At 68.3% G+C, this 24,785-nt stretch carries 21 protein-coding genes; 13 read left to right on the top strand and 8 right to left on the bottom strand.

Annotated elements, in window-relative coordinates; all coding sequences use genetic code 11:
• Nucleotides 1–13 precede the first annotated feature (13 nt).
• Nucleotides 14–1,297, bottom strand: a complete 1,284-nt coding sequence (locus BW949_RS10330) for a capsule biosynthesis protein (protein ID WP_235816270.1) — start codon at nucleotides 1,295–1,297, stop codon at nucleotides 14–16.
• A 391-nt stretch (nucleotides 1,298–1,688) separates the two neighbouring features.
• On the opposite strand from BW949_RS10330, the gene BW949_RS10325 reads away from it, so the two are divergent.
• From BW949_RS10325 to nusB, 4 genes are read left to right on the top strand one after another with little or no spacing between them, the layout of a single operon-like run.
• Complete coding sequence (locus tag BW949_RS10325; protein WP_076365787.1) at nucleotides 1,689–2,312, top strand: riboflavin synthase; 624 nt, start codon at nucleotides 1,689–1,691, stop codon at nucleotides 2,310–2,312.
• Nucleotides 2,309–3,427: a 3,4-dihydroxy-2-butanone-4-phosphate synthase gene (ribB, locus tag BW949_RS10320; protein WP_076365785.1), complete on the top strand. Its 1,119-nt coding sequence runs from the start codon at nucleotides 2,309–2,311 to the stop codon at nucleotides 3,425–3,427. The genes BW949_RS10325 and ribB overlap by 4 nt, the downstream gene beginning before the upstream one ends.
• 3 nt (nucleotides 3,428–3,430) lie before the next feature.
• Nucleotides 3,431–3,982, top strand: coding sequence for a 6,7-dimethyl-8-ribityllumazine synthase (locus BW949_RS10315; RefSeq protein ID WP_076365783.1), 552 nt, complete (start codon nucleotides 3,431–3,433; stop codon nucleotides 3,980–3,982).
• The gene (gene nusB, locus BW949_RS10310) at nucleotides 3,979–4,470 is read left to right on the top strand and encodes a transcription antitermination factor NusB (protein WP_076365782.1); all 492 of its coding nucleotides are present in this window, start codon (nucleotides 3,979–3,981) and stop codon (nucleotides 4,468–4,470) included. The genes BW949_RS10315 and nusB overlap by 4 nt, the downstream gene beginning before the upstream one ends.
• 140 nt (nucleotides 4,471–4,610) lie before the next feature.
• Here nusB and BW949_RS10305 read toward each other — a convergent pair whose 3' ends face one another.
• Nucleotides 4,611–5,171 (bottom strand): peptidoglycan L,D-endopeptidase MepK, encoded by a 561-nt coding sequence (locus BW949_RS10305; RefSeq protein WP_076365780.1) that lies wholly within the window; start codon nucleotides 5,169–5,171, stop codon nucleotides 4,611–4,613.
• 577 nt (nucleotides 5,172–5,748) lie between these two features.
• On the opposite strand from BW949_RS10305, the gene BW949_RS10300 reads away from it, so the two are divergent.
• From BW949_RS10300 to BW949_RS10285, 4 genes are read left to right on the top strand one after another with little or no spacing between them, the layout of a single operon-like run.
• The gene (locus tag BW949_RS10300; RefSeq protein WP_076365945.1) at nucleotides 5,749–7,317 is read left to right on the top strand and encodes a L,D-transpeptidase family protein; all 1,569 of its coding nucleotides are present in this window, start codon (nucleotides 5,749–5,751) and stop codon (nucleotides 7,315–7,317) included.
• Between the two features lie 52 nt (nucleotides 7,318–7,369).
• Nucleotides 7,370–8,461, top strand: a complete 1,092-nt coding sequence (locus BW949_RS10295; RefSeq protein WP_076365778.1) for a UDP-3-O-(3-hydroxymyristoyl)glucosamine N-acyltransferase — start codon at nucleotides 7,370–7,372, stop codon at nucleotides 8,459–8,461.
• Nucleotides 8,462–8,475: 14 nt separating this feature from the next.
• Nucleotides 8,476–8,760, top strand: a complete 285-nt coding sequence (locus BW949_RS10290; RefSeq protein WP_076365776.1) for an acyl carrier protein — start codon at nucleotides 8,476–8,478, stop codon at nucleotides 8,758–8,760.
• 4 nt (nucleotides 8,761–8,764) lie between these two features.
• Nucleotides 8,765–9,973: a beta-ketoacyl-[acyl-carrier-protein] synthase family protein gene (locus tag BW949_RS10285; protein WP_076365774.1), complete on the top strand. Its 1,209-nt coding sequence runs from the start codon at nucleotides 8,765–8,767 to the stop codon at nucleotides 9,971–9,973.
• A gap of 259 nt (nucleotides 9,974–10,232) precedes the next feature.
• Here the strand turns inward: BW949_RS10285 and BW949_RS10280 are convergent, their stop codons facing one another.
• The gene (locus tag BW949_RS10280) at nucleotides 10,233–10,910 is read right to left on the bottom strand and encodes an invasion associated locus B family protein (protein ID WP_076365772.1); all 678 of its coding nucleotides are present in this window, start codon (nucleotides 10,908–10,910) and stop codon (nucleotides 10,233–10,235) included.
• Nucleotides 10,911–11,424: 514 nt separating this feature from the next.
• Here BW949_RS10280 and BW949_RS10275 point away from each other — a divergent pair.
• Nucleotides 11,425–12,966 carry a helicase HerA-like domain-containing protein gene (locus tag BW949_RS10275; RefSeq protein WP_076365770.1) on the top strand — a complete coding sequence of 514 codons (1,542 nt, stop codon included), beginning with the start codon at nucleotides 11,425–11,427 and terminating at the stop codon, nucleotides 12,964–12,966.
• 12 nt (nucleotides 12,967–12,978) lie between these two features.
• Here the strand turns inward: BW949_RS10275 and BW949_RS10270 are convergent, their stop codons facing one another.
• Entirely contained in the window at nucleotides 12,979–13,263 is a 285-nt protein-coding gene (locus BW949_RS10270; protein ID WP_076365768.1) for a DUF6477 family protein, read from the bottom strand.
• Nucleotides 13,264–13,472: 209 nt separating this feature from the next.
• On the opposite strand from BW949_RS10270, the gene BW949_RS10265 reads away from it, so the two are divergent.
• From BW949_RS10265 to BW949_RS10250, 4 genes are all read left to right on the top strand, one after another.
• The gene (locus BW949_RS10265) at nucleotides 13,473–14,597 is read left to right on the top strand and encodes a DUF6456 domain-containing protein (RefSeq protein ID WP_076365766.1); all 1,125 of its coding nucleotides are present in this window, start codon (nucleotides 13,473–13,475) and stop codon (nucleotides 14,595–14,597) included.
• 107 nt (nucleotides 14,598–14,704) lie between these two features.
• A complete protein-coding gene (locus tag BW949_RS10260; protein WP_076365764.1) occupies nucleotides 14,705–15,301 on the top strand; it encodes a hypothetical protein in 597 nt (198 codons plus the stop codon).
• 40 nt (nucleotides 15,302–15,341) lie between these two features.
• On the top strand, nucleotides 15,342–16,340 hold the full coding sequence (gene lipA / locus BW949_RS10255) for a lipoyl synthase (protein WP_097177032.1): 999 nt from the start codon (nucleotides 15,342–15,344) through the stop codon (nucleotides 16,338–16,340).
• A gap of 7 nt (nucleotides 16,341–16,347) precedes the next feature.
• Entirely contained in the window at nucleotides 16,348–17,388 is a 1,041-nt protein-coding gene (locus BW949_RS10250; RefSeq protein WP_076365760.1) for a DUF475 domain-containing protein, read from the top strand.
• A 41-nt stretch (nucleotides 17,389–17,429) separates the two neighbouring features.
• On the opposite strand, the gene BW949_RS10245 is transcribed toward BW949_RS10250, so the two are convergent.
• The 4 genes from BW949_RS10245 to clpA all read right to left on the bottom strand — a co-directional run bounded on the left by BW949_RS10245 (nucleotide 17,430) and on the right by clpA (nucleotide 24,584).
• On the bottom strand, nucleotides 17,430–18,647 hold the full coding sequence (locus BW949_RS10245; RefSeq protein WP_076365758.1) for a glycosyltransferase family protein: 1,218 nt from the start codon (nucleotides 18,645–18,647) through the stop codon (nucleotides 17,430–17,432).
• A gap of 41 nt (nucleotides 18,648–18,688) precedes the next feature.
• Nucleotides 18,689–19,465, bottom strand: coding sequence for an HAD-IIB family hydrolase (locus BW949_RS10240; RefSeq protein ID WP_076365756.1), 777 nt, complete (start codon nucleotides 19,463–19,465; stop codon nucleotides 18,689–18,691).
• Nucleotides 19,466–19,574: 109 nt separating this feature from the next.
• Entirely contained in the window at nucleotides 19,575–21,317 is a 1,743-nt protein-coding gene (locus BW949_RS10235; RefSeq protein ID WP_076365943.1) for an alpha-amylase family glycosyl hydrolase, read from the bottom strand.
• A gap of 948 nt (nucleotides 21,318–22,265) precedes the next feature.
• Nucleotides 22,266–24,584 (bottom strand): ATP-dependent Clp protease ATP-binding subunit ClpA, encoded by a 2,319-nt coding sequence (gene clpA, locus BW949_RS10230; RefSeq protein WP_076365754.1) that lies wholly within the window; start codon nucleotides 24,582–24,584, stop codon nucleotides 22,266–22,268.
• Nucleotides 24,585–24,785 lie beyond the last annotated feature (201 nt).

The raw sequence follows: 24,785 nt of genomic DNA, 5'->3' as shown, positions 1-24,785 counted from the left end.
CAATTCAAGGGGCTCAGGCGCTTTCGCGGCGGGGATGCGGCGTCAGGACTCCGTCATAGGGATCCTCTGCGGCCAGCATCATCGGCACCAGCCGGGCGATGGCCGCGCGCCGGCCCGCGCGCGAATAGAACCCGCCCCGCACCTGCGAGCTGGCCAGCAGGAAGCGCCGATAGGCCCGGCAGGCCGCGATCTGGGGGCGGGCGGGGGCGGCGAAGAAGGCGGGCAGGGGCTGCTGCGACACCAGCCCCGGCTTGTCATAGACCGCGCGCCCGAAGATGCGCAGCGCCAGCCCGCGCCACAGCGCCTGCTGCCCGGCGGTGGAATTGACCGTCACCACGCTTTCGGTGCGGTCAAGCATCTCGGCCAGCTTGCCGCCGCGCACGAAGTGCACGCGCGCCGACAGGCCGTGGCGGGCGGCCTCGGCGCGGATGGCGCGCGGCAGGGCGGCGCGGTCATCCTCGAGCGGGTGGGCCTTGAAGACCAGATGGTGATCGCGTGGCGCGCCTTCGGCAAAGCCTGCGATGCACAGCGCGATGAAGTCGCGCATCGAGGCAAAGGGGGAATGGCTGCGAAAGCTCGCGTCATGTTCGAGCTGGAGCAGCACCAGATGAAAGCGCAGCCCCTCGGCCCGGATGCGCCGCTCGGCCAGCCGGCGTTCCAGCGCATGCGCCGGCATCAGCGCCAGCCGCCGCAGATACAGGCGGAATTCGGCCGAAACGGGGATGTCGCGGTGGGGGCGGAAGTTGCGATAGGGCCGGTTGGCCACCATCACCAGGAAATGATAGAGCGCGCCCCAGAACACATGCTGGCGCATGTCGCCCCAGACCGCCGGCGCGGGCGGATCGGCGCCGGGGCCCGTGGCGGCGGCCGAGGCCGGAGTGGGGTCGGTCTCGGGCAGGGCGCGGGCGGCGGCCAGGATCGTGGGCAGATCCATCTGCATCAGCGCCGAATGGCCGTTGGCGCCGCCGCGTTCATAGCTGATCCAGTAGGGCCGCAGATAGCCTTCCTCGAAGACATGCACCTGCACCCCGCGCGCGCGCGCCGCGGCCACGGCCTGGGCATGGACGGGGCGCGTGTCGCCATAGAGCACCAGATCGGTGATGCCGCGCGTCTCGATCAGACGGGCAACGGTCGAAGGCCAGTCCTCGGGGCGGCCGCGAAAGGGGATATAGCGCGCGCGGTCGGGCCAGAACATCTCGTCGCCGCGGTTGAAGCCGACGCGGGTGACCGCCATCCCCGCCGCCGTCAGCGCGCGGGCCAGCTGTGCGAAGAAGGGCCCGTGGGGGCCTTGCAGCATCAATGCGTGGCGGGGCGGTGTCGGTGTCATGCGTCCGGTGGGGTCGGGCGGGGTTCTGAAGGGCGGGGCGTGGTGTTGCGGTGTCTGGCGGATGGGGATCTGCGCGCCGGTGTGGCGCCAAATGCCGCGCGTGTCACGCAGTTTCGGCCCCCTTGCCCTGACGGGAATGGTCGCATTCCCGCCGCGAAAGCCCCCGCGGGGGGGAAGGGGCGCCCGGCGCAAGACCCCCTTGCGGGGGGCGGGAGTGCGGCGCAACAGCCCCCCGCGGGGCCGGGGCGCGTCGCAAAGCGGCCCTGCGCGGGCGGCGCCGGACTTGCGGCGCGGGGCGCGGCGGGCTAGGTGAGGCGCAGAAAAAGCCCCCGAACTCCTTTCCCATCTGACGAGGTCAGCCATGTTCACCGGCATCATCACCGACCGCGGCGAGATCGTGGCCCTTGAGCGCGCCCCCGAAGGCGGCGACATGCGCGTGCGCATCGCCTGCAATTACGATCCCGCGAGCATCGACATCGGCGCCTCGATCGCCTGCGACGGCGTGTGCCTGACGGTGGTCGCGCGCGGCGACAGCCCGCGGGCCTGGTTCGAGGTGCAGGCCTCGGGCGAGACCCAGGACAAGACCAACCTGTCGGACTGGGCCGAAGGCCATGTCATCAACCTCGAGCGCGCGCTCAAGGTGGGTGATGAACTGGGCGGGCATATCGTGTCGGGCCATGTCGACGGGATGGCCGAGATCGTGGGCATGCGCGACGAGGCCGAGAGCACCCGCTTCACCTTCCGCGCGCCGGCCAGCCTGGGCCGGTTCATCGCGCCCAAGGGCTCGGTCGCGCTGGATGGCACGTCGCTGACCGTCAACGAGGTGGTGGACGTGCCCGGCGGCGGCTGCGATTTCGGCGTCAACATCATCCCCCACACCAAGGTCGTCACCGGCTGGGGCGTGGCGCAGATCGGCCAGAAGGTGAATCTGGAAATCGACACGCTGGCGCGCTATGTCGCGCGGCTTGCAGAGGCGGAACAATGACCTACGAAACCCCCGGCCCGGTCGAGGAAGATTTCCGCGACGCGATCTCGCCCATCGAGGAGATCATCGAGGATGCGCGCAACGGGCGCATGTTCATCCTGGTCGACCACGAGGACCGCGAGAACGAGGGCGATCTGGTGATCCCGGCGCAGATGGCCACCCCCGAGGCGGTCAACTTCATGGCCATGCACGGGCGCGGGCTGATCTGCCTGGCGCTGCCGGGCGCGCGCATCGACGCGCTGGGCCTGCCGCTGATGGCGCCCAAGAACTCGAGCCGCCACGAGACCGCCTTCACCCTGTCGATCGAGGCCCGCGAGGGCGTGACCACCGGCATCTCGGCGCATGACCGCGCGCGCACCATCGCCGTGGCCATCGACCCGACCAAGGGCGCCGCCGATATCGCCACGCCCGGCCATGTCTTCCCGCTGCGCGCCCGCGAGGGCGGCGTTCTGGTCCGTGCCGGCCATACCGAGGCCGCGGTTGATGTGTCGCGCCTGGCCGGGCTGAACCCCGCCGGCGTGATCTGCGAGATCATGAACGAGGACGGGACCATGGCCCGTCTGCCCGATCTGGTGACCTTTGCGCAGAAGCACGCGCTCAAGATCGGCACGATCTCGGATCTGATCGCCTATCGCCGCCGCTACGACAACCTGATCAACGAGACCGGCCAGGCCTCGGTGGTGTCGGTGCATGGCGGGCAATGGGCGATGCGCATCTTCACCGATGAAACCCAGGGCGCCGAACATGTCGTGCTGACCCGCGGCGATATCACCGGGGAGGCGCCGGTGATGGTGCGGATGCATGCGCTGGACCCGCTGGCCGATGTGCTGGGCCTCAATCCCGGCCATGTCGATGACCTGCCTGCCGCCATGCGCCTGATCGCCGAGGAAGGGCGCGGTGTCGTCGTTCTCCTGCGCGATCTCTCCAAGAAGATCGTCAAGCCCGGCGAGGCCTCGCCGCAGACGCTGAAACATTACGGGCTGGGCGCGCAGATCCTGTCGGCGCTGGGCCTGTCGCGTCTGATCCTGGTGACCAATTCCGCAATGCCCAAGGTGGTCGGCCTCGAGGCCTATGGCCTGACCATCGAGGGCACCCGCTCCATTCCGAAAGACTGACCCATGGCCGGAGCCGAAACTCATCACATCCTGCCGCTGCCCGCGTTTGACCGGCCCGTGCGGCTGCTGATCGTCGTGGCGCCCTATTATCTCGACATTGCCGAGAACCTGGTGCGCGGCGCGCGCGCCGTGGCCGAGGCCGCGGGCGCGCAGGTCGAGCGCGTCGATGTGCCCGGCGCGCTCGAGGTGCCGAGCGCCATCGCCATGGCCGCGCGCATGGCCGATTACGACGGCTTCGTCGCGCTGGGCTGCGTGATCCGCGGCGAGACGACCCATTACGACACGGTGTGCAACGACAGTTCGCGCGCGCTCAGCCTGATGGGCCTTGAGGGGGTGTGCATCGGCAACGGCATCCTGACGGTGGAAAACCGCGCCCAGGCCGAGGTCCGCGCCGATCCCGACGGCCAGAACAAGGGCGGCGGCGCGGCGGCGGCGGCGCTGCATCTGGTGGCGCTGTCGCGGCGCTGGTCGCGCAAGACCAAGGGCATCGGCTTCCGCCCCACGGGCGAGCCGTTCCGCATCGCGGGCGAACAGGGCGGAAAGGACACCGCATGACCGACACCGAAGACCGTCCGCGCAAACCCTCGCGCGAGGAAAAGCGGCAGATGAAATCGGCCGCCCGCCTTTACGCGGTGCAGGCGCTTTTCCAGATGGAGGCCGCCGGCCAGGCGGTCGAGCGCGTGCGCGCCGAATTCGAGACGCATCGCTTCGGCGCGGTCTATGATGGCGCGGAAATGGCCGAAGGCGACGCCGATCTGTTCCGCACCGTGCTGGACGATGCGGTGATGTGGCAGGCCCGCATCGACCAGGCGACCGACCGGGCGCTGGTCGCGCGCTGGCCGATCGACCGGATCGACCCGGTGTTGCGCGCGCTCTTCCGTGCTGCGGGGGCCGAGCTTCAGAACCCCAAGACCCCGCCGCGGGTCGTCATCACCGAATATGTGGACGTGGCGCGCGCCTTCTTCCCCGAAGGCAAGGAACCCGCGCTGGTCAATGCCGTGCTGGACCACATGGCGCATGAGATGCGCCCCGAAGCGTTCTGAACCGGGGCCGATCCGGGCGCGGGGGGCGCGCCGACGGTGGCGCCGGAACGAGAGTTCCACGAAACGAAAGGGCCGCACCCGGAGGTGCGGCCCTTTTCGCGTCCTGTCAGATGGCTGTCCCGCGCCGCGGGGGCTTGGGCTCAGCGGCCCCAGGTGCGGACCGGGCCGCAATCCATATGCACGAAGTTCGACCGCGAATATTTGCCGACGCCGCCGGCGCTACAGGCAGAGGCGGCCTTGTAGATCTGCGACACGCTGCGCGAGCGCAGCCGCAGGTCGGCGGCCTGGCCGCGCATGTGCAGGGAATTCTTGGCCACCCCGCGCGAGCGCGACCGCAGCATCGCATTGGTTTGGGGCGAGCGATAGCCCGACAACATCATGTAGGGCTCCGAGACATCCAGCAGCCGATGCGAGGCGGCGGCGATGTCGATGGTGCGCGGGTCGATCGTCTTGAGCGTGTCGGTCCGCCAGTCGCGCATGAAATAGGTGATTTCCTTGAGCGCCTCGGGGATATATTCGCCCTCGATCCAGTAGACGGTGTCGAGGCTCTCGCCGGTGCGGCCCGAATACATGCGGATGCGTCGGATATCGCCGGCCCCGCGCAGGATGCCGAAAGCGTTGCTCATGGTCGGTGCGGCACACACGGCCGTAGCCGCGAAGGCGCCCAGAAGGCCACGCCGCGAGATCGTCGTCAAACTCATGTTGGTTCGCCTGTCTTTCGTCGCTCAGCTGCTTCGGTGCCGAATTAACATCGGCTTAACCACGATGATCGTCCCCGTTCGTGGCGAAGTTATGGCCGAGACCGAGTCGTCTGCCAACTGCGCATTCGCGCGCGTCAAGGCAATCGGCAAAAAGCTGCTTAAATCCGCGGTTCTTCGGGCGCGATCCCGCTTTCGCTGTGCCAGTGTGGCCTGCCTGCCATGTGACATTTCCGCATCAAGCGAAGGCATCCTGCACGCGGGCGGGGCACAATCCCGATGTTTGGCGGGAAAGTGTTTACCTTGCTCTTGGCTAAGTTGCGCGGTGCGTGCACGTTACGCGCAGTCTTGCCCCCTGTCGCCCCGCCCGTCGGCCGCTGCCGGCCCCTGGGGCAGTCTCTTGTATTGCGGAGTCCCTGCGTCGATGCCTGTTGCCCGAAAATCCCGTCCCGCGCCGACCCTTCTTGCCGGCCTGTCGCTGGCTGCCCTGCTCTGGTCGGGGGGGGCTGTCGCGCAGGCCGTGTCCGGGGGGCAGATCGGGGGCCAGATCGGGGCGGCAGGCGGGGACGACCGCCTGGCCATGGTGAGCACCGCGCAGATGACCACGCCGGGCGCGCGCGTGGCCGCGCCTGCGCTCAGCGCCTTTACCCAGGCGGTGGCCGAGGATGCCGCCGCCGATCCGGCGCTGGCGGCCTTTTATGCCGCGCGCGACTATCGCCCCTTGTGGACCGCGCCCGAGGATGCACCGCGTCGCGCCGCGCTGATGGCCGCGCTGGACGGGGCGGTGAACCATGGCCTGCCGCCGGGCCGCTATGATGCCGCGGGGCTGCGCGGCCGCTTCGCCGCCATTGCCTCGGAACGTCAGCGCGGCCGGCTCGAGGTGGCGATGTCGCGCGCCTTCCTGACCTATGCCCAGGACGTCAGCTCGGGCGTTCTGGACGCCGAGAAGGTGGATGACGGGATCAAGCGCGACCAGCATCGCCCTGACCGTCAGGCGCTGATCACGGGCTTTGCCGGCGCCGAGCGTCCCGATCACTATCTGCGCGCGCTGGCGCCCGACATGGGGCAATATGCGCGGCTGATGAAGGCGCGGCTGGACCTTCTGCACACCATCGCGGCGGGCGGCTGGGGCCCCGAGGTCTCGGCCCGCAGCCTCAGCCCCGGCGATACCGGCGCGGCGGTGGTCGCCTTGCGCGACCGGCTTCAGGCGCTGGGCTATCTGGGGCGTTCGGCCACCGCGGTCTATGACGCCGACATCCAGCGCGCGGTTCAGGAATTCCAGCGCGATCAGGGGCTTGAACCCGATGGTGTGGCCGGCGAAGGCACGCTGGCCGAGATCAACCGCAGCCCCGAGGACCGGCTCGAGGCAGTTCTGGTCGCGCTGGAACGCATGCGCTGGATGAACGGCACCGATCTGGGCGCGCGCCATGTCTGGGTGAACCTGCCCGATTTCACCGCCCGCATCGTCGATCACGGGCGCACCACCTTCGAGACCGTCGTGGTCATCGGGATGAACCGGGCCGATCGCCGCAGCCCCGAATTCTCGGACGAGATGGAGCACATGATCGTCAACCCGAGCTGGAGCGTGCCGCGCTCGATCACGGTCAAGGAATACCTGCCGATGATGCAGCGCAACCCCAACGCGGCGTCGCATATCAACGTCATCGATCGCCGCGGCCGGGTCGTGCCGCGCTCGGCCATCGACTTTGCCGCCTATAACGCGCGCTCCTTCCCCTTTGCCATGCGTCAGCCGCCGTCGCGCGGCAATGCGCTGGGGCTGGTGAAATTCATGTTCCCCAACCCCTATCACATCTATCTGCACGACACGCCTTCGAAGTCGCTGTTCCAGCGCGAAGTGCGCGCCTTCTCGCATGGCTGCATCCGCGTGGGCCGGCCGTTCGACCTGGCCTATGCGCTGCTGGCGGCGCAATCGGATGACCCCGAGGGCGAGTTCAAGCGCGCGCTGAATTCGGGCGGCGAGCGCAAGATCGAGCTGGAAAAGCCGCTGCCGGTGCATCTGGTCTATTTCACCGCCTGGCCGGATGCGCGGGGCCATGTCGGCTATCGGCGCGACATCTACGGCCGCGACGGGCGCATTTTCGAGGCGCTGCGAAAGGCCGGGGTGGAATTGCGGCCCGTGCAGGGTTAAATCTGGGTCCGTGGGGCGCCGTCATGGCGCTCGGGGTGGACCGGACAGACAGATGCAATACACGCTAGGCGATATCGCAAGGGCCCTGGGCGCGCATGCCGAGGGAGATCTCTCGCTGCCGATCACCGGGGCTTCCGAGCCGGCCGCGGCCGGGGCCGACCAGCTGGCCCTGGCGATGGACCCGAAATATGCCGACGGGCTGTCGCGGGGTGGCGCCCGCGCGGCCATCCTGTGGGAGGGCGCGGATTGGCAGGGGCTTGGGCTGGCCGGCGCCATCTTCGTGGCGCGCCCGCGCATGGCCATGGCCGGGCTGAGCCGCGCCTTCGATCCCGGCCCCGAGATCGCGCCGGGCATCCACCCGACCGCCGTCATCGACCCCGGCGCCGAGATCGGCATCGGCGCGGCCATCGGTCCCTTTGTCGTGATCGGGCGCGGCGCGCGCATCGGCATGGGGGCGCGGATCGGCGCGCATGTCTCGGTGGCCGAGGGCGCGGTGATCGGCGCGGATTGCCTGCTTCATCCGGGCGTGCGCATCGGGGCCCGGGTGCAGATCGGCGCGCGTTTCATCGCCCATTCGAATGCCGTGGTCGGCGGCGACGGCTTCTCCTTCGTCACGCCGGAAAAGAACGGCATCGAGATGATCCGCGAAACCCTGGGCTCGCGCGAGGAGATCCGCCCGCAATCCTGGACCCGCATCCATTCGCTGGGCACGGTCGAGATCGGCGATGATGTCGAACTGGGCGCCAATGCCACGGTGGACCGCGGCACCGTCCGCGCCACGGTGATCGGCGCGGGGACCAAGCTCGACAACATGGTGCATGTGGGCCACAACGTGCTGGTCGGGCGCGACTGCCTGTTCTGCGCGCAGGTGGGCATTGCCGGATCCACCCGGATCGGCGACCGCGTGGTGCTGGCCGGGCAGGTCGGCGTGTCGGACAACATCTTCATCGGCGATGACGTCATCGCCACCGGCGCGACCAAGGTCTTCTCGAACGTGCCGGCGGGGCGGGTGATGATGGGCTCGCCCGCGGTCAAGATGACCAGCCATATCGAGGCCACGAAGAACATCCGCCGTCTGGGCCGTTTGTTCGCAACCGTGGCCGAGCTTCGTGAAACCGTTGCAAAACTGAGCGAAAAGGCCTGAACGGGAATCGGATCATGGGGACCAACGTGCAAGACCGGATCATTGCCATCATTGCCGAACAGGCTGTCGTCGAGCGTGCCGACGTCACGCCCGAGACCACGCTCGAGTCCCTGGGCATCGACAGTCTGGGGCTGGTCGAGACCATCTTCGCCATCGAGGAAGCCTTTGATATCTCGGTGCCGTTCAATGCCAACGAGGGCGAGCGCAACGATATCGACCTGACCTCGGTCGGCGCGGTCGTGCGCGCGGTCGAGGATCTGATCGCCGCCAAGGGGGGCGCCAGCGCGGCCTTTGCCTGATCCCATGCGGCGCGTCGTCATCACCGGAGCGGGCAGTATCAACGCGCTGGGGCGCGACATTGCCGAAACGAAACAGGCCATGGCCGAGGGGCGCTGCGGGATCGGTCCGCTCGATATCCGTGATGTCGACCGCCTGTCGATCCGCATCGGCGCGCAGGTGCGCGACTTTGACCCGGCAGCGCATTTCGACCGCCAGAAGCTGGGCCTGCTGGACCGCTTTGCGCAATTCGGCCTGATCGCCGCGCGCGAGGCCGTGGCCCAGGCCGGCATCCGCTTTGACGGGGCGGCGGGTCTGCGCGCGGGCGTGGTGATGGGCACGGCCGGGGGCGGGCTTGGCACCTCGGACGACAGCTACCGCGCCGTCTACGAGGAAGGGAAGAACCGCGTTCACCCCTTCGTCGTGCCCAAGCTGATGAACAACGCCGCCGCCAGCCATATCAGCATGGAATTCGGGCTGATGGGCCCGTCGTTCAGCGTGGCGACCGCCTGTTCCAGCTCGAACCACGCCATGGGTCTGGCGATGCAGATGATCCGCGCCGGCATGGTGGATGTGATGCTGGCGGGGGGCTCGGAATCCATGCTGTGCTTTGGCGGGATCAAGGCCTGGGAAGGGCTGCGGGTCATGTCGAAGGACGGCTGCCGCCCCTTCAGCGCCGAGCGTAACGGCATGGTCCAGGGCGAGGGCGCGGGGGTCTTCGTCTTCGAGGAGCTTGAGCATGCCCGCGCCCGCGGCGCCGAGATCCTGGCCGAGGTGGCGGGTTTCGCCATGAGTTCGGATGCGGGCGATATCGTCATGCCCTCGGCCGAGGGCGCCGAACGCGCCATCACCGGGGCGTTGCGCGATGCGGGGCTGGACCCCGCCGATGTCGGCTATATCAACGCCCATGGCACCGGCACCGCGGCCAATGACAAGACCGAATGCGCCGCCATCGCGCGGGCCTTCGGCGCCCATGCCGATCGGGTCATGGTGTCCTCGACCAAATCCATGCATGGCCATCTGATCGGGGGCACCGGCGCGGTCGAGCTGATCGCCTGTCTCCTGGCGCTGAACGAGGGCATCGTGCCGCCCACTATCGGCTATGGCACGCCCGACCCGGAATGCCCGCTGGACGTGGTGCCGAATGTCGCGCGCGAGGCGCGGGTGGATGTGGCGATCTCGAACGCCTTTGCCTTTGGCGGGCTGAACGCGGTGCTGGCGCTGCGCCGCATCTGAACCCCGGATCTGAACGCAAGCCCCTGCATATGCGTGACGCCGTGCCCGCTTGCGCGACCCTTGGCGCGGGTGATTCGCCGCACGCCCTTTCTGAAATGGGGACAATGCCTGCGGAATGCGGGCAATGTTTCCCATTCGTTGTTTCGCAAATGGAAACGGTTTTCTGCGCCCTGCCGCCCGCCCCAATGCAAGACACCGCCCCGAGGGGGCGGTGTCGCAGGGTGTGGGCCAGTGGCCCCATGTGCCTGGTTCTGTAGGCTCAGTTCTGGGCGGGTTGCTGCGCCTTGGCATTGGCGGCCACGATCGCATCGAAGCCCGCGGTGAACCCGGTCAGCGAGACCTTGAGGTCCACTTTCTCGTCGGGGGCGGCCAGCGGCACGATGGTCAGCGTGGCGACATTGCCGCGCTTGAAGCCGTTGATCTCGGCCTGGGTGAAGCCGATGCGCGCCACACAGCCCACGCGGGTGCAGAAGGTGAACGGATAGACCTTGGGTTCGGAATTGTCGACGCGCATGGTGATGTTGCGGGTCAGCAAGGTCTCGAGCGGGGTGACGATGGTCGCGCCGGCCGCGGCCTGCTGGCCCCCCGGCAGGTTGAACAGGCTGATCTCGGCCACGGAATTGCCGGCCTCGTCATTGAGAAGCTGGTAAAGCTGGCAGGGGTCGTTGCCATCGGCGGTGCGCACGCATTGCACCTGCCAATCGCCTTTGGTTTCGGCCACATAGGGCGTGCCGGGCGCGTTCGGATCGGCTTCGGCGGGGGCGGCCTCGGTCGCAACTTCCGGCGCGGCGGTCTCGGACGGGGCGGCCTCGGGGGCGGCGGTTTCGGCGTCTGCGGTCGCCTGGTCTTCCGCCGGCGCACCCGCATCCTGCGCCTGGGCGGTTCCGGTCAGGGCCAGCATCAGCGCGATCGCAAGGGGTTTCGAAAACTCTGCCATGGTGTCCTTCCGTTCGGAACGTTTGGTGAAGATGGCCTTAGCACGCGGACCCGGCGCTGTCAGGGCCAAAACACCCGTGCCCGTGGGCGGGTGCGGAAAGCTGCCCAAGGACGCGCGGGCAGGGCGGCCGCCGCGTGCCGCGGCGCGATTGCCGCCGCCGCTGAAGGCGCGACACCCGTGACCGGCGGGCCCGCCAAAAGAAAAAGGGCCGGCAAAGCGACCCTTTTTCGTCTTCTCCCTGTCGGACTGCCGACTTCTTGACTGTGCAGACGCTAGCCAGCCCCGCGCGTGGCGTCAACAGCAATCAAATCTGACTCTTCGGTTCGGAAAAAAAGACCGCGCTTCAAAGCGCGGCCAGTCTGACAGGGAGGAAGTTCGCCCGGCCCAGATGGACACTGGACCGGACCCCTCCTCTATGGCACGAAATGGTTAACAACTCCTTCGACCGCAGGGGCGGCGCCGATCCGGGCCGGCCTGCGGGACGGGGCGCGCGCATGGCCGTGGGGGGCAAGACATGACAGGCAGCATCTTCGTCGGGGGCGGGGGGGCCGGTCATGCCGAGCCCCAGGCGCTGCTTCTGAAATACGCCAACCGCCACGGGCTGATCGCGGGGGCCACCGGCACCGGCAAGACGGTCACCTTGCAGATCCTGGCCGAGGGCTTCTCGGCGGCGGGGGTGCCGGTCTTCCTGTCCGACGTGAAGGGCGATCTGGCGGGGCTGGCGCTGCCGGGCTCGGATCAGGCCAAGCTGCACCCGGCCTTCATGGCGCGCGCCGCGACCATCGGGCTCGAGCTTGCCTACACGGCCTTTCCCGTCGTCTTCTGGGATCTCTTCGGCCAGCAGGGCCATCCGATCCGCACCACGATCACCGAAATGGGGCCGCTTCTGCTGGCGCGTCTTCTCGACCTGACCGAGGCGCAGGAGGGCGTTCTGAACATCGCCTTCCGCATCGCCGACGAGGAAGGCTTGCCGCTTCTGGATCTCAAGGATCTTCAGGCGATGCTGGTCTTCGTGGGCCAGAACGCGCGCGAGATCGGCTTGCGTTACGGCAATGTGGCGCCGGCCACGCTGGGGGCGATCCAGCGCCGGCTGATGGTTCTGGAAACGCAAGGTGCGGCGGACTTCTTCGGCGAGCCTGCGCTCGATCTGCGCGACATGATGGCGGTGGGGGCAGATGGGCGCGGGCGGGTCAACATCCTGGCCGCCGACCGGCTGATGACGTCGCCGCGGCTCTATGCGACGTTCCTGCTGTGGCTTCTGTCCGAGTTGTTCGAGGAACTGCCCGAGGTGGGCGACCCCGACAAGCCGCGGCTGGTCTTCTTCTTCGACGAGGCGCATCTTCTCTTTGACGATGCGCCGCGCGCGCTGGTCGACAAGGTGGAACAGGTCGCCCGACTGATCCGTTCGAAGGGGGTGGGGGTCTATTTCGTCACCCAGAACCCCGGCGATGTCCCCGAGGATATCCTGGGCCAGCTTGGCAACCGCGTGCAGCATGCGCTGCGCGCCTTCACCGGGCGCGACCAGCGCGATCTCAAGCGCGCGGCCGAGACCTATCGCGCCAATCCCGCCTTCGACACCGAGACCGCGATCCGCGAGGTCGGCACCGGCGAGGCGGTGACCTCGTTTCTGGAAGCCAAGGGCGTGCCGGGGATGGTGGCGCGCACGCTGATCCGGCCGCCGTCCTCGCGTCTGGGCCCCTTGAGCCCGGCCGAGCGGCGGCTGTGCGTGGCGGCGTCACCGCTGGCGGGGCGCTATGAGGCCGCGCTGGACCGCCAATCCGCCTTCGAGATGCTGGCCGCCCGCGCCGAGGCCGCCGCCCGCGCCGCCGCCGAGGACGCGCCGCGCGCGACCGGCGATGACGGCCAGGGCTTTCGCCAGGCCCGCCGCTACAGCCCCGGCGCCCCCGCGCGCAAGGCCGCGCCGAGAAAGACCCCGGCGCGGCGCGGCGACACGATCGCCGAAGCCTTCGGCAAGAGCTTTGCGCGCCAGCTGGGCAGCAAGGCCGGGCAAGCGCTGGTGCGCGGTGTTCTGGGCTCGCTCTTCAAGGCGCGCTGAGCCCGCCCGCGCTCAGCCGTGCGGGGCCACCAGCCGCGCCTCGCCCATCAGCGCCACCAGGATTGCGATATGGCGGCCGGGGTCATAGCCCGGCCCCGCCCCCTGGCGCGCGATTTCAAGCCGCGCCTCCTCGGCCAGCAGGATCTCGATGGCCTGGGGCGGCGTCGGCACGATCTGCGCCCGCATCAGCCGCTTCAGGTCGCGCCTTCGGTTATAGTCGCGCAACGCAAAGCGCGCGGCCCGGATCAGAAGACGCGGGCGCCGCAGGCTGGCAAGGGTCTGCATGGGATCTGTCATGGTCCACCTCCCGTAAGGGGGACCAGTGAAGCACAACCAAGGCGGGTGTTGCGTTAATCAAATTCTACCGAGCGCCGAGGTAGGCAATATTTAGGATTTGAGAACAATTGTCGGGTTCTGCCCGTTTCTTAACGCACGGGTAATGATTGCAGACCAAGGTTAACGTAAGCTTAAGAACGCCCGCCAATGCACTGAAAACAGGACAAAGGATGTCGTCGCTGAACCGCTCGCCACTGCCGTGGCCGGCCTGGGTTCCGCCCGGCGCGCGCCTCTATCTGCGTCACACCGAGGACGGTCTTCCCATTCGCCAGCTTGCCCGCGAGGAAGGATGTGCCCCCTCGACGGTCTTGCGCCGCATTCGCCGGATCGAGTCCCGGCGCGACGATCCCCTGTTCGATGAGGCGCTGGGGGCCCTGGCCCGGCGGCGTGCACGCAAGGCCCTGGTCTGCCCCAACCCCAAGGGAGACCCTGTGATGAGTGCTCATGCCCGCCGCGAGATGCCCCGCATCGACGAGGAGACCCTGACGCGCGAGGCCCGGCGTATCCTGCGCCGTCTTGCCGAACCCAACGCCGGCCTTCTGGTCGCCCCCGATCTCGACAAGGCCGTGGTCCTGCGCGGCACCGTGCGCACCGCGGTGATGGACCGCGCCGTGGCGCAGGCCTTCGCGCTCAAGGACTGGATCACGGCGGTCCAGAGCGGGCGGGTGACACGCTACGAGATCTCGACGGCCGGGCGCGCCGCGCTCAAGCGGTTTCTCGAGGCCGACGCCCTGGCGCGCAACCCCGGTTTCGCCGAGGCGCAGGCGCATTTCGAGGGCGGTTTCGCCGGCCAGCACCGCGTCTGGGGGATGCGCGACATCCCCGACGAGGCGGGGCGCCCCCCGCGCCGGCTGCGCGCCAATCTGGCCGAAAGCCCGCTGAGCGTGCTGGCGCGGCGGCGCGACAAGGAGGGGCGGCCCTTTCTCAGCCCCGAGCTGGTGGCCGCCGGCGAACGTCTGCGCGAGGATTTCGAACTGGCGCAGATGGGACCGCGCGTGGCCCAGAACTGGGAGCGCTTCCTGACCGCGGGCGAGCGCGGCTGCTACCGCCCCGAGGCGACGGGCGGCGGTGCCGAGCGCGCCCGCGAACGCGTGGCCGCGGCGCTGCGTGATCTGGGGCCGGGCCTGGGGGACATGGTGCTGCGCTGCTGCTGCTTTCTCGAGGGGCTGGAAACGGCGGAAAAGCGGCTGGGCTGGTCGGCGCGTTCGGGCAAGATCGTGCTGCGCATCGCGCTCGAGCGGCTCAAGCGCCATTACGACGACACCTATGGCGGCGCCAGCCCGCTGATCGGCTAGCCCGCGCCGCAAGGGTGGGGGCGCATGGGGCGCCTGTGCATAACTTCGCCTGTGCAGGGGCGCGAGCGCGGGCAATCTGGGCCGCACATGCGGCCCGGAGGCCCCTCATGACCACCCCTGACGCCCCGCCCGCGGCCCTTCCGGTCACACTGCGCCCGCGCTGGGGTGTGCGCACGTGGCGGCTCATGCTCGTGAATGCGCTGTTCACGGCGATGGGGCTCGCGCTTTATCTGAAGACCCGCGCGCCGGGTGATCTGGTGGGGCTTCTTTTCTTTGGCGGGCTTCTTCTGGTCATGGTGGGGGCCCGCCTGGCCGGGCTGCCGCGGCTGAGCCTGGCGCCGGGGCGGCTCGAGTGCCAGTCGCTGCCGGGCCGCCGTCTGGTTCTCGATCTCGACGCCCATGCCCGCCCGGTCCTGGTCCACCGCTCCGATCGCGGCCTCTATCACCCCTGGCTCGAGATCGTGCCGCTGGCCGAAGGGGGCGCGCCGCGCATGCTGTCGATCCGCGCCTTTGCCGACAGCCCCGCCGCCGCGGCCGCGCTGCTGGCGCGGGTCAATGCCGCCGCTGCCGCCAGCCCGCCCGAGACCGTCGAACAGACCAACCGCCGGCGGGCGGTCTGGGCGCGCAGCGCGCTGGTTCTTCTGGTGGGGATGCTCCTGATCGTGCCGGCACTGTCCCTCTGGCTGCTGATTTTCAATCCTTAGGTGATCGGGCGCGAGATTGTATCGCGCGGGGTTTCACACTATGTCGGGCGCATGCCGCAGCGAAAGGACGCCCCCCGTGCGCGATCTGAAGAAACCCGACGAGCGCCACCCCGAAAAGGCCCACCGGCCCGATCAGGCCCAGCCCCGCAAGCCCGCCTGGATCCGGGTCAAGGCGCCGTCCTCGCAGGGCTACAAGGACACGCGCGAGATCCTGAAGTCGAACCGGCTGCACACGGTCTGCGAGGAAGCGGGCTGTCCCAATGTCGGCGAATGCTGGAGCCACGGGCACGCCACCATGATGATCATGGGCGAGATCTGCACCCGCGGTTGCACCTTCTGCAACGTCGCCACCGGCCGGCCCGAGGCGCTCGACCCGTTCGAGCCGGGGCGCGTGGCCGATGCGGTGGCCAAGCTGGGGCTGCGCCATGTCGTGCTGACCTCGGTCGACCGCGACGATCTTGAGGATGGTGGCGCCGAGCATTTCGCCCAGACCATCCGCGCCATCCGCCACCGCGCCCCCGAAGCCACGATCGAGGTGCTGACGCCCGATTTCCTGCGCTGCGGTCCTGCGGCGCTGGAAACCGTCGTGGCCGCGCGCCCCGATGTCTTCAACCACAATCTGGAGACGGTGCCGGGGCTCTATCCCTCGGTGCGGCCGGGCGCGCGCTATTTCCATTCGCTGCGCCTTCTTCAGCGCGTCAAGGAGATCGACCCCGACATGTTCACCAAATCGGGGATCATGGTGGGCCTGGGCGAAACCCGCGAGGCCGTCCTTCAGGTCATGGACGACATGCGGGCCGCCGACATCGACTTCCTGACCATCGGTCAATATCTGCAACCCACGCCCAAGCATCATGCCGTGGCGCGCTTTGTCACCCCCGAGGAATTCAAGTCCTATGAGACCGCCGCCCTGGGCAAGGGCTTCTCGGTGGTCTCGGCCACGCCGCTGACGCGCTCGTCCTATCACGCGGGCGAGGATTTCGCCCGACTGCGCGCGGCCCGCGCCGCGCGGCTCGACGCCGCTGCGCAGAAGGGCTGAGCAGATCATGACTTCCGCATTCGCCTATTTCCGCTGGCCGCTGATCGTCACCCTGGCCGGGCTGGTGCTGGCCTTCTGGCTGGGCCTGGGGTTCTCGGGCAGCTTCGCCGGGGCAATGTCCTTCTTCCTGATCGCCGCGGTGCTGGCGGTGCTGGAGATCTCGCTCTCGTTCGACAATGCCATCGTCAATGCCAACAAGCTTCAGGAGATGACGCCCGCCTGGCAGCGCCGCTTCCTGACCTGGGGCATATTGATCGCGGTCTTCGGCATGCGGATCCTGTTTCCGCTGCTGATCGTGGTGGTGGCGGCGGGGATCGGGCCCTGGCAGGCGGTGGTTCTGGCGTCCACGCAACCGGCCGAATATGCCCGCATCATCGGCGAGGCCCATCTGTCCATCGCCGCCTTTGGCGGGGCTTTCCTGATGATGGTCGCGCTCAATTACTTCATCGACGAGGGCAAGGAGGTCGACTGGATCGCCGCGTTTGAACGGCGTCTGCGACGGCTGGCCTCGGTGCGCGGGCTCGAGGTGGCGCTGGTGCTGGCGGTGACCATGGTCTTCGTTGCCATCCTGCCCGAGGAAAAGGGCCAGACCTTCCTCTTTGCCGCCGTCTCGGGGCTTTTGACCTTTCTCGGGGTCGAGGTGCTGGGCCAGGTGCTCGACCAGCGCGGCGCGGCGGTGGGCACGGCTGCCCGCGGCGGGCTGGGGGCGTTTCTCTACCTCGAGGTGCTGGATGCCTCGTTCAGCTTCGACGGCGTGATCGGGGCCTTTGCACTGACGCAGAACCTCTTTCTGATCGCCATCGGGCTGGGGATCGGGGCGATGTATGTGCGGTCGATGACGCTGATGCTGGTCGAGCGGCGGACTCTGGCGCAGCTGCGCTATCTCGAGCACGGCGCCTTCTGGTCGATCTTCATCCTCAGCGTGATCATGTTCGCCCAGACGCTGTGGCATATCCCCGAGATGGTCACGGGCCTTCTGGGTGCGGGGTTCATCGGGCTGTCGCTGCTGTCCTCGCTCGACCATAACCGCCGCCACAAGGCCTGCTGACAGGGCCTGCGCCCGTGCCATGCATGGCCGGGGGCCGGGGCTCACGGCACGGCGTTGTCCTCGGCCACCGCGCGGCGCAATTGCTCCATCAGATCGGGGTTGGCGGCCTGCACGCGCGACCAGTTCGGGATGAAGGGCGTCTCGGTCGGGTTGTCCAGGAACACCGCCCCCGCCTCGACGATGTTCATGGCAAACAGCTCGACCGTCTGTTCCTCGACATGGCGGTCCACCGACAGCCCGTTCATCTTGGCGTCGTTGTAATACATCTCCATGAGGTCCAGCGCGCGCCGGTAATAGGTGGCCTTGAGCGTGCGGAAGAATTCGGGCGAGAACACCACCCCGTCGGTGGCCAGCTTGCGGAAGATCGCCTTCGAGATGTCGATCGACATGCGCGACAGGCCGGCGGTGGCATCCTCGGCCGACAGCGGCTGATGCTTGTGGTCATAGCGGTCCGAGATATCCACCTGCGCGATCGCGTGCCGCGAAAGGTTCCGCCAGACCTCGGACAGAACGCCGATTTCAAGGCCCCAATCCGACGGGATGCGCATGTCGGGCAGGATCGCCGTGCGCATGGCGAATTCGCCGGCCAGCGGATAGCGGAAGCCGTGCAGATATTCGAGATAATCGCGGTGCCCGCAGCAGCTTTGCAGCGCCAGGATCAGCGGCGTGACCAGAAGCCGGGTGACGCGGCCGTTCAGCTTGCCGTCGGCAATGCGCGGGTAATAGCCCTTGCAGAACTGATAGGGAAAGCCGGGGTTGGCCACCGGATAGACCAGCCGGGTCAGCATGTCGCGCGAATAGGTGACGATATCGCAATCATGCAGCGCCACCACGTCCGAGTTGCGGCAGGCCAGCGCATAGCCCACGCAATACCACACGTTGCGCCCCTTGCCCGGTTCGGACGGATGCAGCCCTGTGTTCTGCATCGCGGCCTGGATCTCGCGCAGGCGGGGGCCGTCGTTCCACAGGATCTCGTGGCGCTGGGGCAGGCGCGCGAAATAGGACCGCGCATGGTCGAATTGATCGGCATCGGCCCGGTCCAGCCCGATGATGATGTGGTTGATGTAGCGCGCTTCCATCAGCTCATCGAGAATGCCGGCCAGCGCGGGGGTCTCCAGCTCGGAATAGAGCGAGGGCAGGATCAGCGTGATCTTGCGGTGCTGGGCGAAAAGTTCGAGCTGGGCCTCGAGCTGGCGTGCGGGAACCTGCGAGATCCCGTGCAGCGTGGCGACGGCGCCGTTCTGATGATAATCGGCCATGTCCAGTCCTTTCGCGGTCTGTCCGGGGCGCGGCGGCGGCGTCAGGTGGCGCCGAGCCGGTCGAGAAGGGCGCCGAGGGCGGTGGCCCAGCCGGCCGGGCCGGGCTGCGCGGCGCGCGTGATATGGGCCGCGGGGCCTTCCTCGCCGGGTAGCGTGGGCAGGCCCGCATGGGCAGGATTGGGGATGACGATGCCATGATCGGCCGTCTCGAGCAGCCCCATGTCGTTGGGTGCGTCGCCAAGTGCCACCGTGGCGCTGGCCTGAAGCGCGCGCGCGATCTCGCGCAGGCGGGCGCCCTTGTCGGCGCCGAAGGACAGCGTCATGAAGCGCCCGCCGCGCGTGGCCGAAACGCCGGCGCGGTTCAGGGCGGTGACGAAATCGGCTTCGGCCGCGGGCGGGCCGCCGAAAAGCCCGGGCTCGGAAAAGTCGCGCCGCGCCGCGGCTTCGGCGGCCTCTGGGGAAAGGCCCGTGCGCGCGGCGATCTCGGCCACCGACCAGTCGGAAAAGCCGCGGAAGGGCGCGCGGGTCTCGGCCCGCACCCGGCGCAGGATCGCCAGAAGCTGGGGATGGCTGCGCGCCTCGGTGACCGCATCGGCCTCGGCCGGTAAAAGGCCTGCGCCGTTTTCCACGATCGCGGGACATTGCGCAAAGCCCATCTGGGCGCGCAGCGGCGCAATCTCGGCCGCCGTCTTCGACGAGGCCAGGATCAGCGCATGCCCGCCCGCGCGCAGCCGCTCAAGCACCGGGCGCGCCGGGCTCCAGTCATAGGTTTCATGGTCGAGAAGTGTGCCGTCCAGATCGGAAAATACCGCGATCATGCCTCTGTCACGCTGTTGCCCCGGTTCGTTGGCAAGCCGCGCGCCGCGCGCGGCCTTGTCCGGGCACAGCCTGTCATGCCGGGCGGGCGGTGAAAACCCGAAAACGGCCCTAGCGGCGGCGGGCGCGGGCCGGGCGCGGGCGGTTGGTGATCCAGCGCGACTGATAGGGGGCCAGGGTGATCTCGCCCATGGGGGCGATGTCCTCGCCGCTCAGCAGATCCCACCAGCTGCTGCCCTCGATCAGGTTCAGCGACATGGCGGGCAGGGACTGCGCCGTGGCGGTCAGGTTCGAGAGCGCGAAGATGGATTGCGCGCGGTCGCTGCTCTGGCGCCAGATGCCGAAGATCTCGTCGCCCAGTTGCAGGGTGAATTGCGTGGCATTGGGATGAAAGGCGGGCTGGCGCGCGCGCAGCCGCATCATCCGCTTGATCTCGTTGAAGATGCGGGTGTGGCGGCTTTTGGGGTCGGCCAGCGCCTTGCGCAGATCGTCGTAATTCCAGCGCGCGCGGTTGATGGCGCGGTTATAGCCCAGCTTCTCGACGCCGGCGTAATCGTTGCCGGTGGCCAGCAGCGCATGGATGTAGAAGGCCGGGATCCCCTCGAGCGCCATCACCAGCGCCTGCGAGCACAAGAACCGCGCAATGCCCAGATCGTCGCGCCCCGCCCGCGTGCCCGAGAGCGCATCGAACAGCGTCACGTTCAGCTCGTAGGGCTTGCGCGAGCCATCGGGCATCGTGCGCCACGACACCAGCCCGCCGAAGCCTTGCACCGTCTCGATCATCTCGGCGATCTCCTCTTCGGGGATCAGCCCCTCGGCCGGGCGCAGGCCGATCCCGTCATGGCTGGCGGTGAAATTCAGATAGGTGCAGCCGGCCTGCGCGGGGGGCATGCCCATCTGCCAGGTCTTGAGATAGCGCGCGGTGCCGAATAGAAGCGCATGCAGGATCAGCGGCGGCGCGGGGAAATTGTAGACGACATGCGCCTCGTTGCGGTTGCCGAAATAGCTCAGGTTCTCGGCATTGGGCACGTTGGTTTCGGTGATCAGGATCACCGGCTCGGCGGCGTAATCGCACAGAAGCCGCATCAGCCGCACGATCTCGTGGGTCTGGGGCAGGTGGATCGAGGGCGTGCCCTCCTGTTTCCAGACGAAGGCCACCGCATCGAGCCGCACCGTGCGCACGCCGTGATCGACATGGGCGCGCAGGATGCGGATGAAGGTTTCCAGCACGTCGGGGTTGGAAAAGTCGAAATCCACCTGGTCGTGGCTGAAGGTGCACCACAGATGCCGCGTGCCGCGGGCGGTCTCGACCGCGCGCAGCAGCGGATGGGCGCGCGGGCGCACCACGGCGGACAGATCGGCGTCGGGGTCGGCCTCGCGGTAGAAGCGGTCATAGGGCGGATGGCCCTGGAGATATTCGGAAAACCACTTCGACTGGCTCGACCCATGATTGAGCACCAGATCCGACATCAGCCGGAAATCGGCGGCAATGCGCTCGATATCGGACCAGTCGCCCAGGCGGATATCCACGGTCTCGTAATCGGTGACGGAAAAGCCGTCGTCCGAGGTGAAGGGGAAATAGGGCAGGATATGCAGCCCCGGAAAGGCGCCCGACAGATAGGTGCGGGCGAAATCGTGCAGCAGCGTCAGCGGGCGATGCGTGCCGTCCTCGATCGTGCCGGCATAGGTGATGACATAGGCGTCCCTGGGCCCCCACATCGGTGCGGTCAGCTTGCGCGCGGTGGTGCGGGGGTGCTGGCCGTCGGGCCAGAAGGCGGCGGCCATGCGCCGGGCCAGCGCCTCGGCATCGGCGTCGGGGTAGATGGCGCCCAGATGGTGCATCAGCCCGGCCATCAGCTTGCGCGGCAGGGGGGCGGCGGCGGGGGGCGGGGACGACAGCGCCGACAGCGCATCCTGCGCCGGGCCGGTCACGATTGGAGCGTTGGTCATGGGGGCAGGTTCGGCCAGCTTCCGCGCGATGGCAAGAGGCGGGCGCGGCTGGCCGGGCGCTTTGCGCGCGCCCTGCCGCGGGATTGGGCGCGACGGGGCCGGGACGCCCGCGGATCGGGCGCGGCGCCCGTGTCAGCGTGTGCGGCTTGGCCCTCTGCGCGGTCCCGCGGGCGCGGCGCCGCCGGGGACAGATCCGGCCCGAACAGGTCGTCTTCGACGGGGGGCGTGGGGGCGCAGGGGCTGTTCGAAGGCCGCGGGGGCGGGGCTGCTTCCGCAAGGCGTGCGGCACGATCGGCGGATCGTGCCACCGTCCCGGCCGGGACGGCACCGGCGGGTTCGATGCCGGACGGGCCCACTGCGGGCCCTGGGCATCGTGGCGGTGAGGCCGCGGCACGGGAGGCGTGCCTGCGGTTCGGGCCTGTGGTGTCGGGCCCGCGCCAGGCGGCGAAAGGGCCGCGCGCGATGCGGGAGGCGGCGCGCATTGGCGGGGCCTATGAAACGGCGCCTTGTCTGACACAGCGGGGCCTATGAAGCGGGGCTTGCGAAACGGGGGGGCATGAAACGGGGGGCCCATGAAAAGGCCACGCACAGGAAAAGGCGGCGCGTCTGTGATCGGGCAGAGGAAAGGGCGGTGCCCGTGCGAGCAAGGCGCGGATGTGAGAGCAAGGCGCGGATCGAAGAGCGGTGCCTATGAGACCGCGGCCAATATGAAAGCGGATACGAAAAGGGCGGAGCCCAGGGAAGGGCACCGCCTTGATCGGGAGGTCGGAGCCGCGGCGCGCGACGGCCTGGCCTCGGATGGCCAATGGCTCCGCTCTGATGGACGCGGGCCGAGGGGCCCGCGCGCGGGGCTCAGCCGGCCGTCAGAAGCGGCGGGCGCGAGCCCGAGAGGCGGGGCTTCTGCGGCTCCTCGATCTCGAGGGCGATGCCCTCCTCGTTGCGCACCACGCGCACCAGGCCACCCTTCATCAGCTTGCCGAACAGCAGTTCCTCGGCCAGCGGCTTCTTGATGTGTTCCTGGATCACGCGGCCCAGCGGGCGGGCGCCCATCTTGTCGTCATAGCCCTTTTCGGCCAGCCAGTCCGAGGCCTCGGGCGTCAGCTCGATCTGGACATTGCGGTCCAGAAGCTGCGCCTCGAGTTGCAGGACGAACTTGTCGACGACCTGCAAGATCACCTCACGCGGGAGCGGGGCAAAGCTGACCACCGCATCCAGACGGTTGCGGAATTCGGGCGTGAAGGTCCGCTCGATCGCCGCGGTATCCTCGCCCTCGCGCCGTTCCCGGCCGAAGCCGATGGCGGCCTTGGCCAGTTCGGCCGCACCCGCGTTCGAGGTCATGATCAGGATCACGTTGCGGAAATCCACCTGACGGCCGTTGTGGTCGGTCAGCTTGCCGTGGTCCATGACCTGCAACAGGATGTTGTAGACATCCGGATGCGCCTTCTCGATCTCGTCGAGCAACAGCACGCAATGCGGGTTCTGGTCCACGCCATCGGTCAGCATGCCGCCCTGGTCGAAGCCGACATAGCCGGGGGGCGCCCCGATCAGGCGGCTGACGGCGTGTTTCTCCATGTATTCCGACATGTCGAAGCGCAGCAGCTCGACGCCCAGGGTGTTGGCCAGCTGCTTGGCGACCTCGGTTTTGCCGACGCCGGTGGGGCCGGCAAAGAGATAGTTGCCGATGGGCTTCTCGGGCTCGCGCAGGCCGGCCCGGGCCAGCTTGATCGCCGAAGACAGCGTCTCGATGGCCTTGTCCTGGCCGAAGACCACGCGCTTGAGCGTCTTTTCCAGATCGCGCAGCACCTCGGCATCGTCCTTCGACACGCTTTTCGGCGGGATGCGGGCGATCTTGGCCACGACGGCCTCGATCTCCTTGGCGCCGATGGTCTTGCGCCGACGGCTCTCCGCGACCAGGTGCTGGGCTGCGCCGGCCTCGTCGATCACGTCGATGGCCTTGTCGGGCAGCTTGCGGTCGTGGATGTAGCGCGCCGACAATTCCACCGCCATGCGGATCGCGTCATTGGTGTAGCGCAGATCGTGGTGTTTCTCGAAATAGGGTTTCAGCCCCATCAGGATCTTGACCGCATCGGCCTGGCTGGGCTCGTTGACGTCGATCTTCTGGAATCGCCGCGACAGCGCGCGATCCTTTTCGAAATGCTGGCGGAATTCCTTGTAGGTGGTCGAGCCCATGCAGCGCAGCTTGCCGCCCTGGAGTGCCGGCTTGAGCAGGTTCGAGGCATCCATCGCCCCGCCCGAGGTGGCACCGGCACCGATCACGGTGTGGATCTCGTCGATGAAGAGGATGGCGTCGGGATGCTCCTCGAGCTCCTTGACGACGGCCTTCAGGCGTTCCTCGAAATCGCCGCGATAGCGGGTGCCGGCCAGAAGCGCGCCCATGTCCAGCGAATAGATCGTGGCGCCCGACAGGATGTCGGGGGTTTCGCCGCGCGTGATCTTGAGGGCCAGCCCCTCGGCGATGGCGGTCTTGCCGACGCCGGGATCGCCGACCAGCAGCGGGTTGTTCTTGCGCCGGCGGCACAGCACCTGGATGCAGCGCTCGACCTCGGGCTCGCGCCCGATCAGCGGATCGACCTCGCCCTTCGAGGATTTGGCGTTCAGGTCCACGCAATACTTGGCCAGCGCCGAGTCGCGGTTCTCCGACGGGTTGGGTTCGGATTTGGCCCCCTCGGCCTCGGCGCCGATCACCGGGCGCGCTTCGCCGAATTCGGGATCCTTGGCCACGCCGTGGGCGATGAAATTCACCGCGTCATAGCGGGTCATGTCCTGTTCTTGCAGGAAATAGGCCGCGTTCGATTCGCGCTCGGCGAAGATGGCGACCAGGACATTGGCCCCCGTCACCTCGGTCCGGCCGGAGCTTTGCACATGGATGGCCGCGCGCTGGATCACGCGCTGGAAGGCGGCGGTGGGCACCGCCTCCGAGCCTTCGACATCGGTGACAAGCGTCGAGAGATCGTCGTCGATGAATTCGGTAAGGGTCTGGCGCAGCTCGTCAAGATCGACGGAACAGGCCCGCATCACGCGCGCCGCATCGGGTTCGTCCAGCAGGGCAAGCAGCAGGTGTTCCAGCGTGGCCAGTTCATGTCGGCGGGCATTGGCAAGCGCCAGTGCACCGTGGATGGCCTGTTCGAGCGTGGTCGAGAACGAAGGCAAGGCGTGCTCCTTTCCTGGTGGCCGATTGTCGCGGGGCCGCAGGTTCAGCGTGACCGCATATGGTTAAAGTTCGGTGGAAACGCCCCGCCTTCAAGGGGGATTCGGGGAATTTCTGCTTATGGTTTACGCTTTGCGCGAATTGTGATCGGCGCGAAGGCCCTGCCGCCCCCTGTCGGGCATCGCTGCGACGGGCTGTCGCAT

Origin of the sequence: Phaeovulum vinaykumarii, assembly GCF_900156695.1 — a bacterium.
GTDB lineage: Bacteria > Pseudomonadota > Alphaproteobacteria > Rhodobacterales > Rhodobacteraceae > Bieblia_A > Bieblia_A vinaykumarii.
The sequence above is the reverse complement of the archived record's forward strand: the minus strand, read 5'-3'. Positions and strand labels throughout refer to the sequence as shown.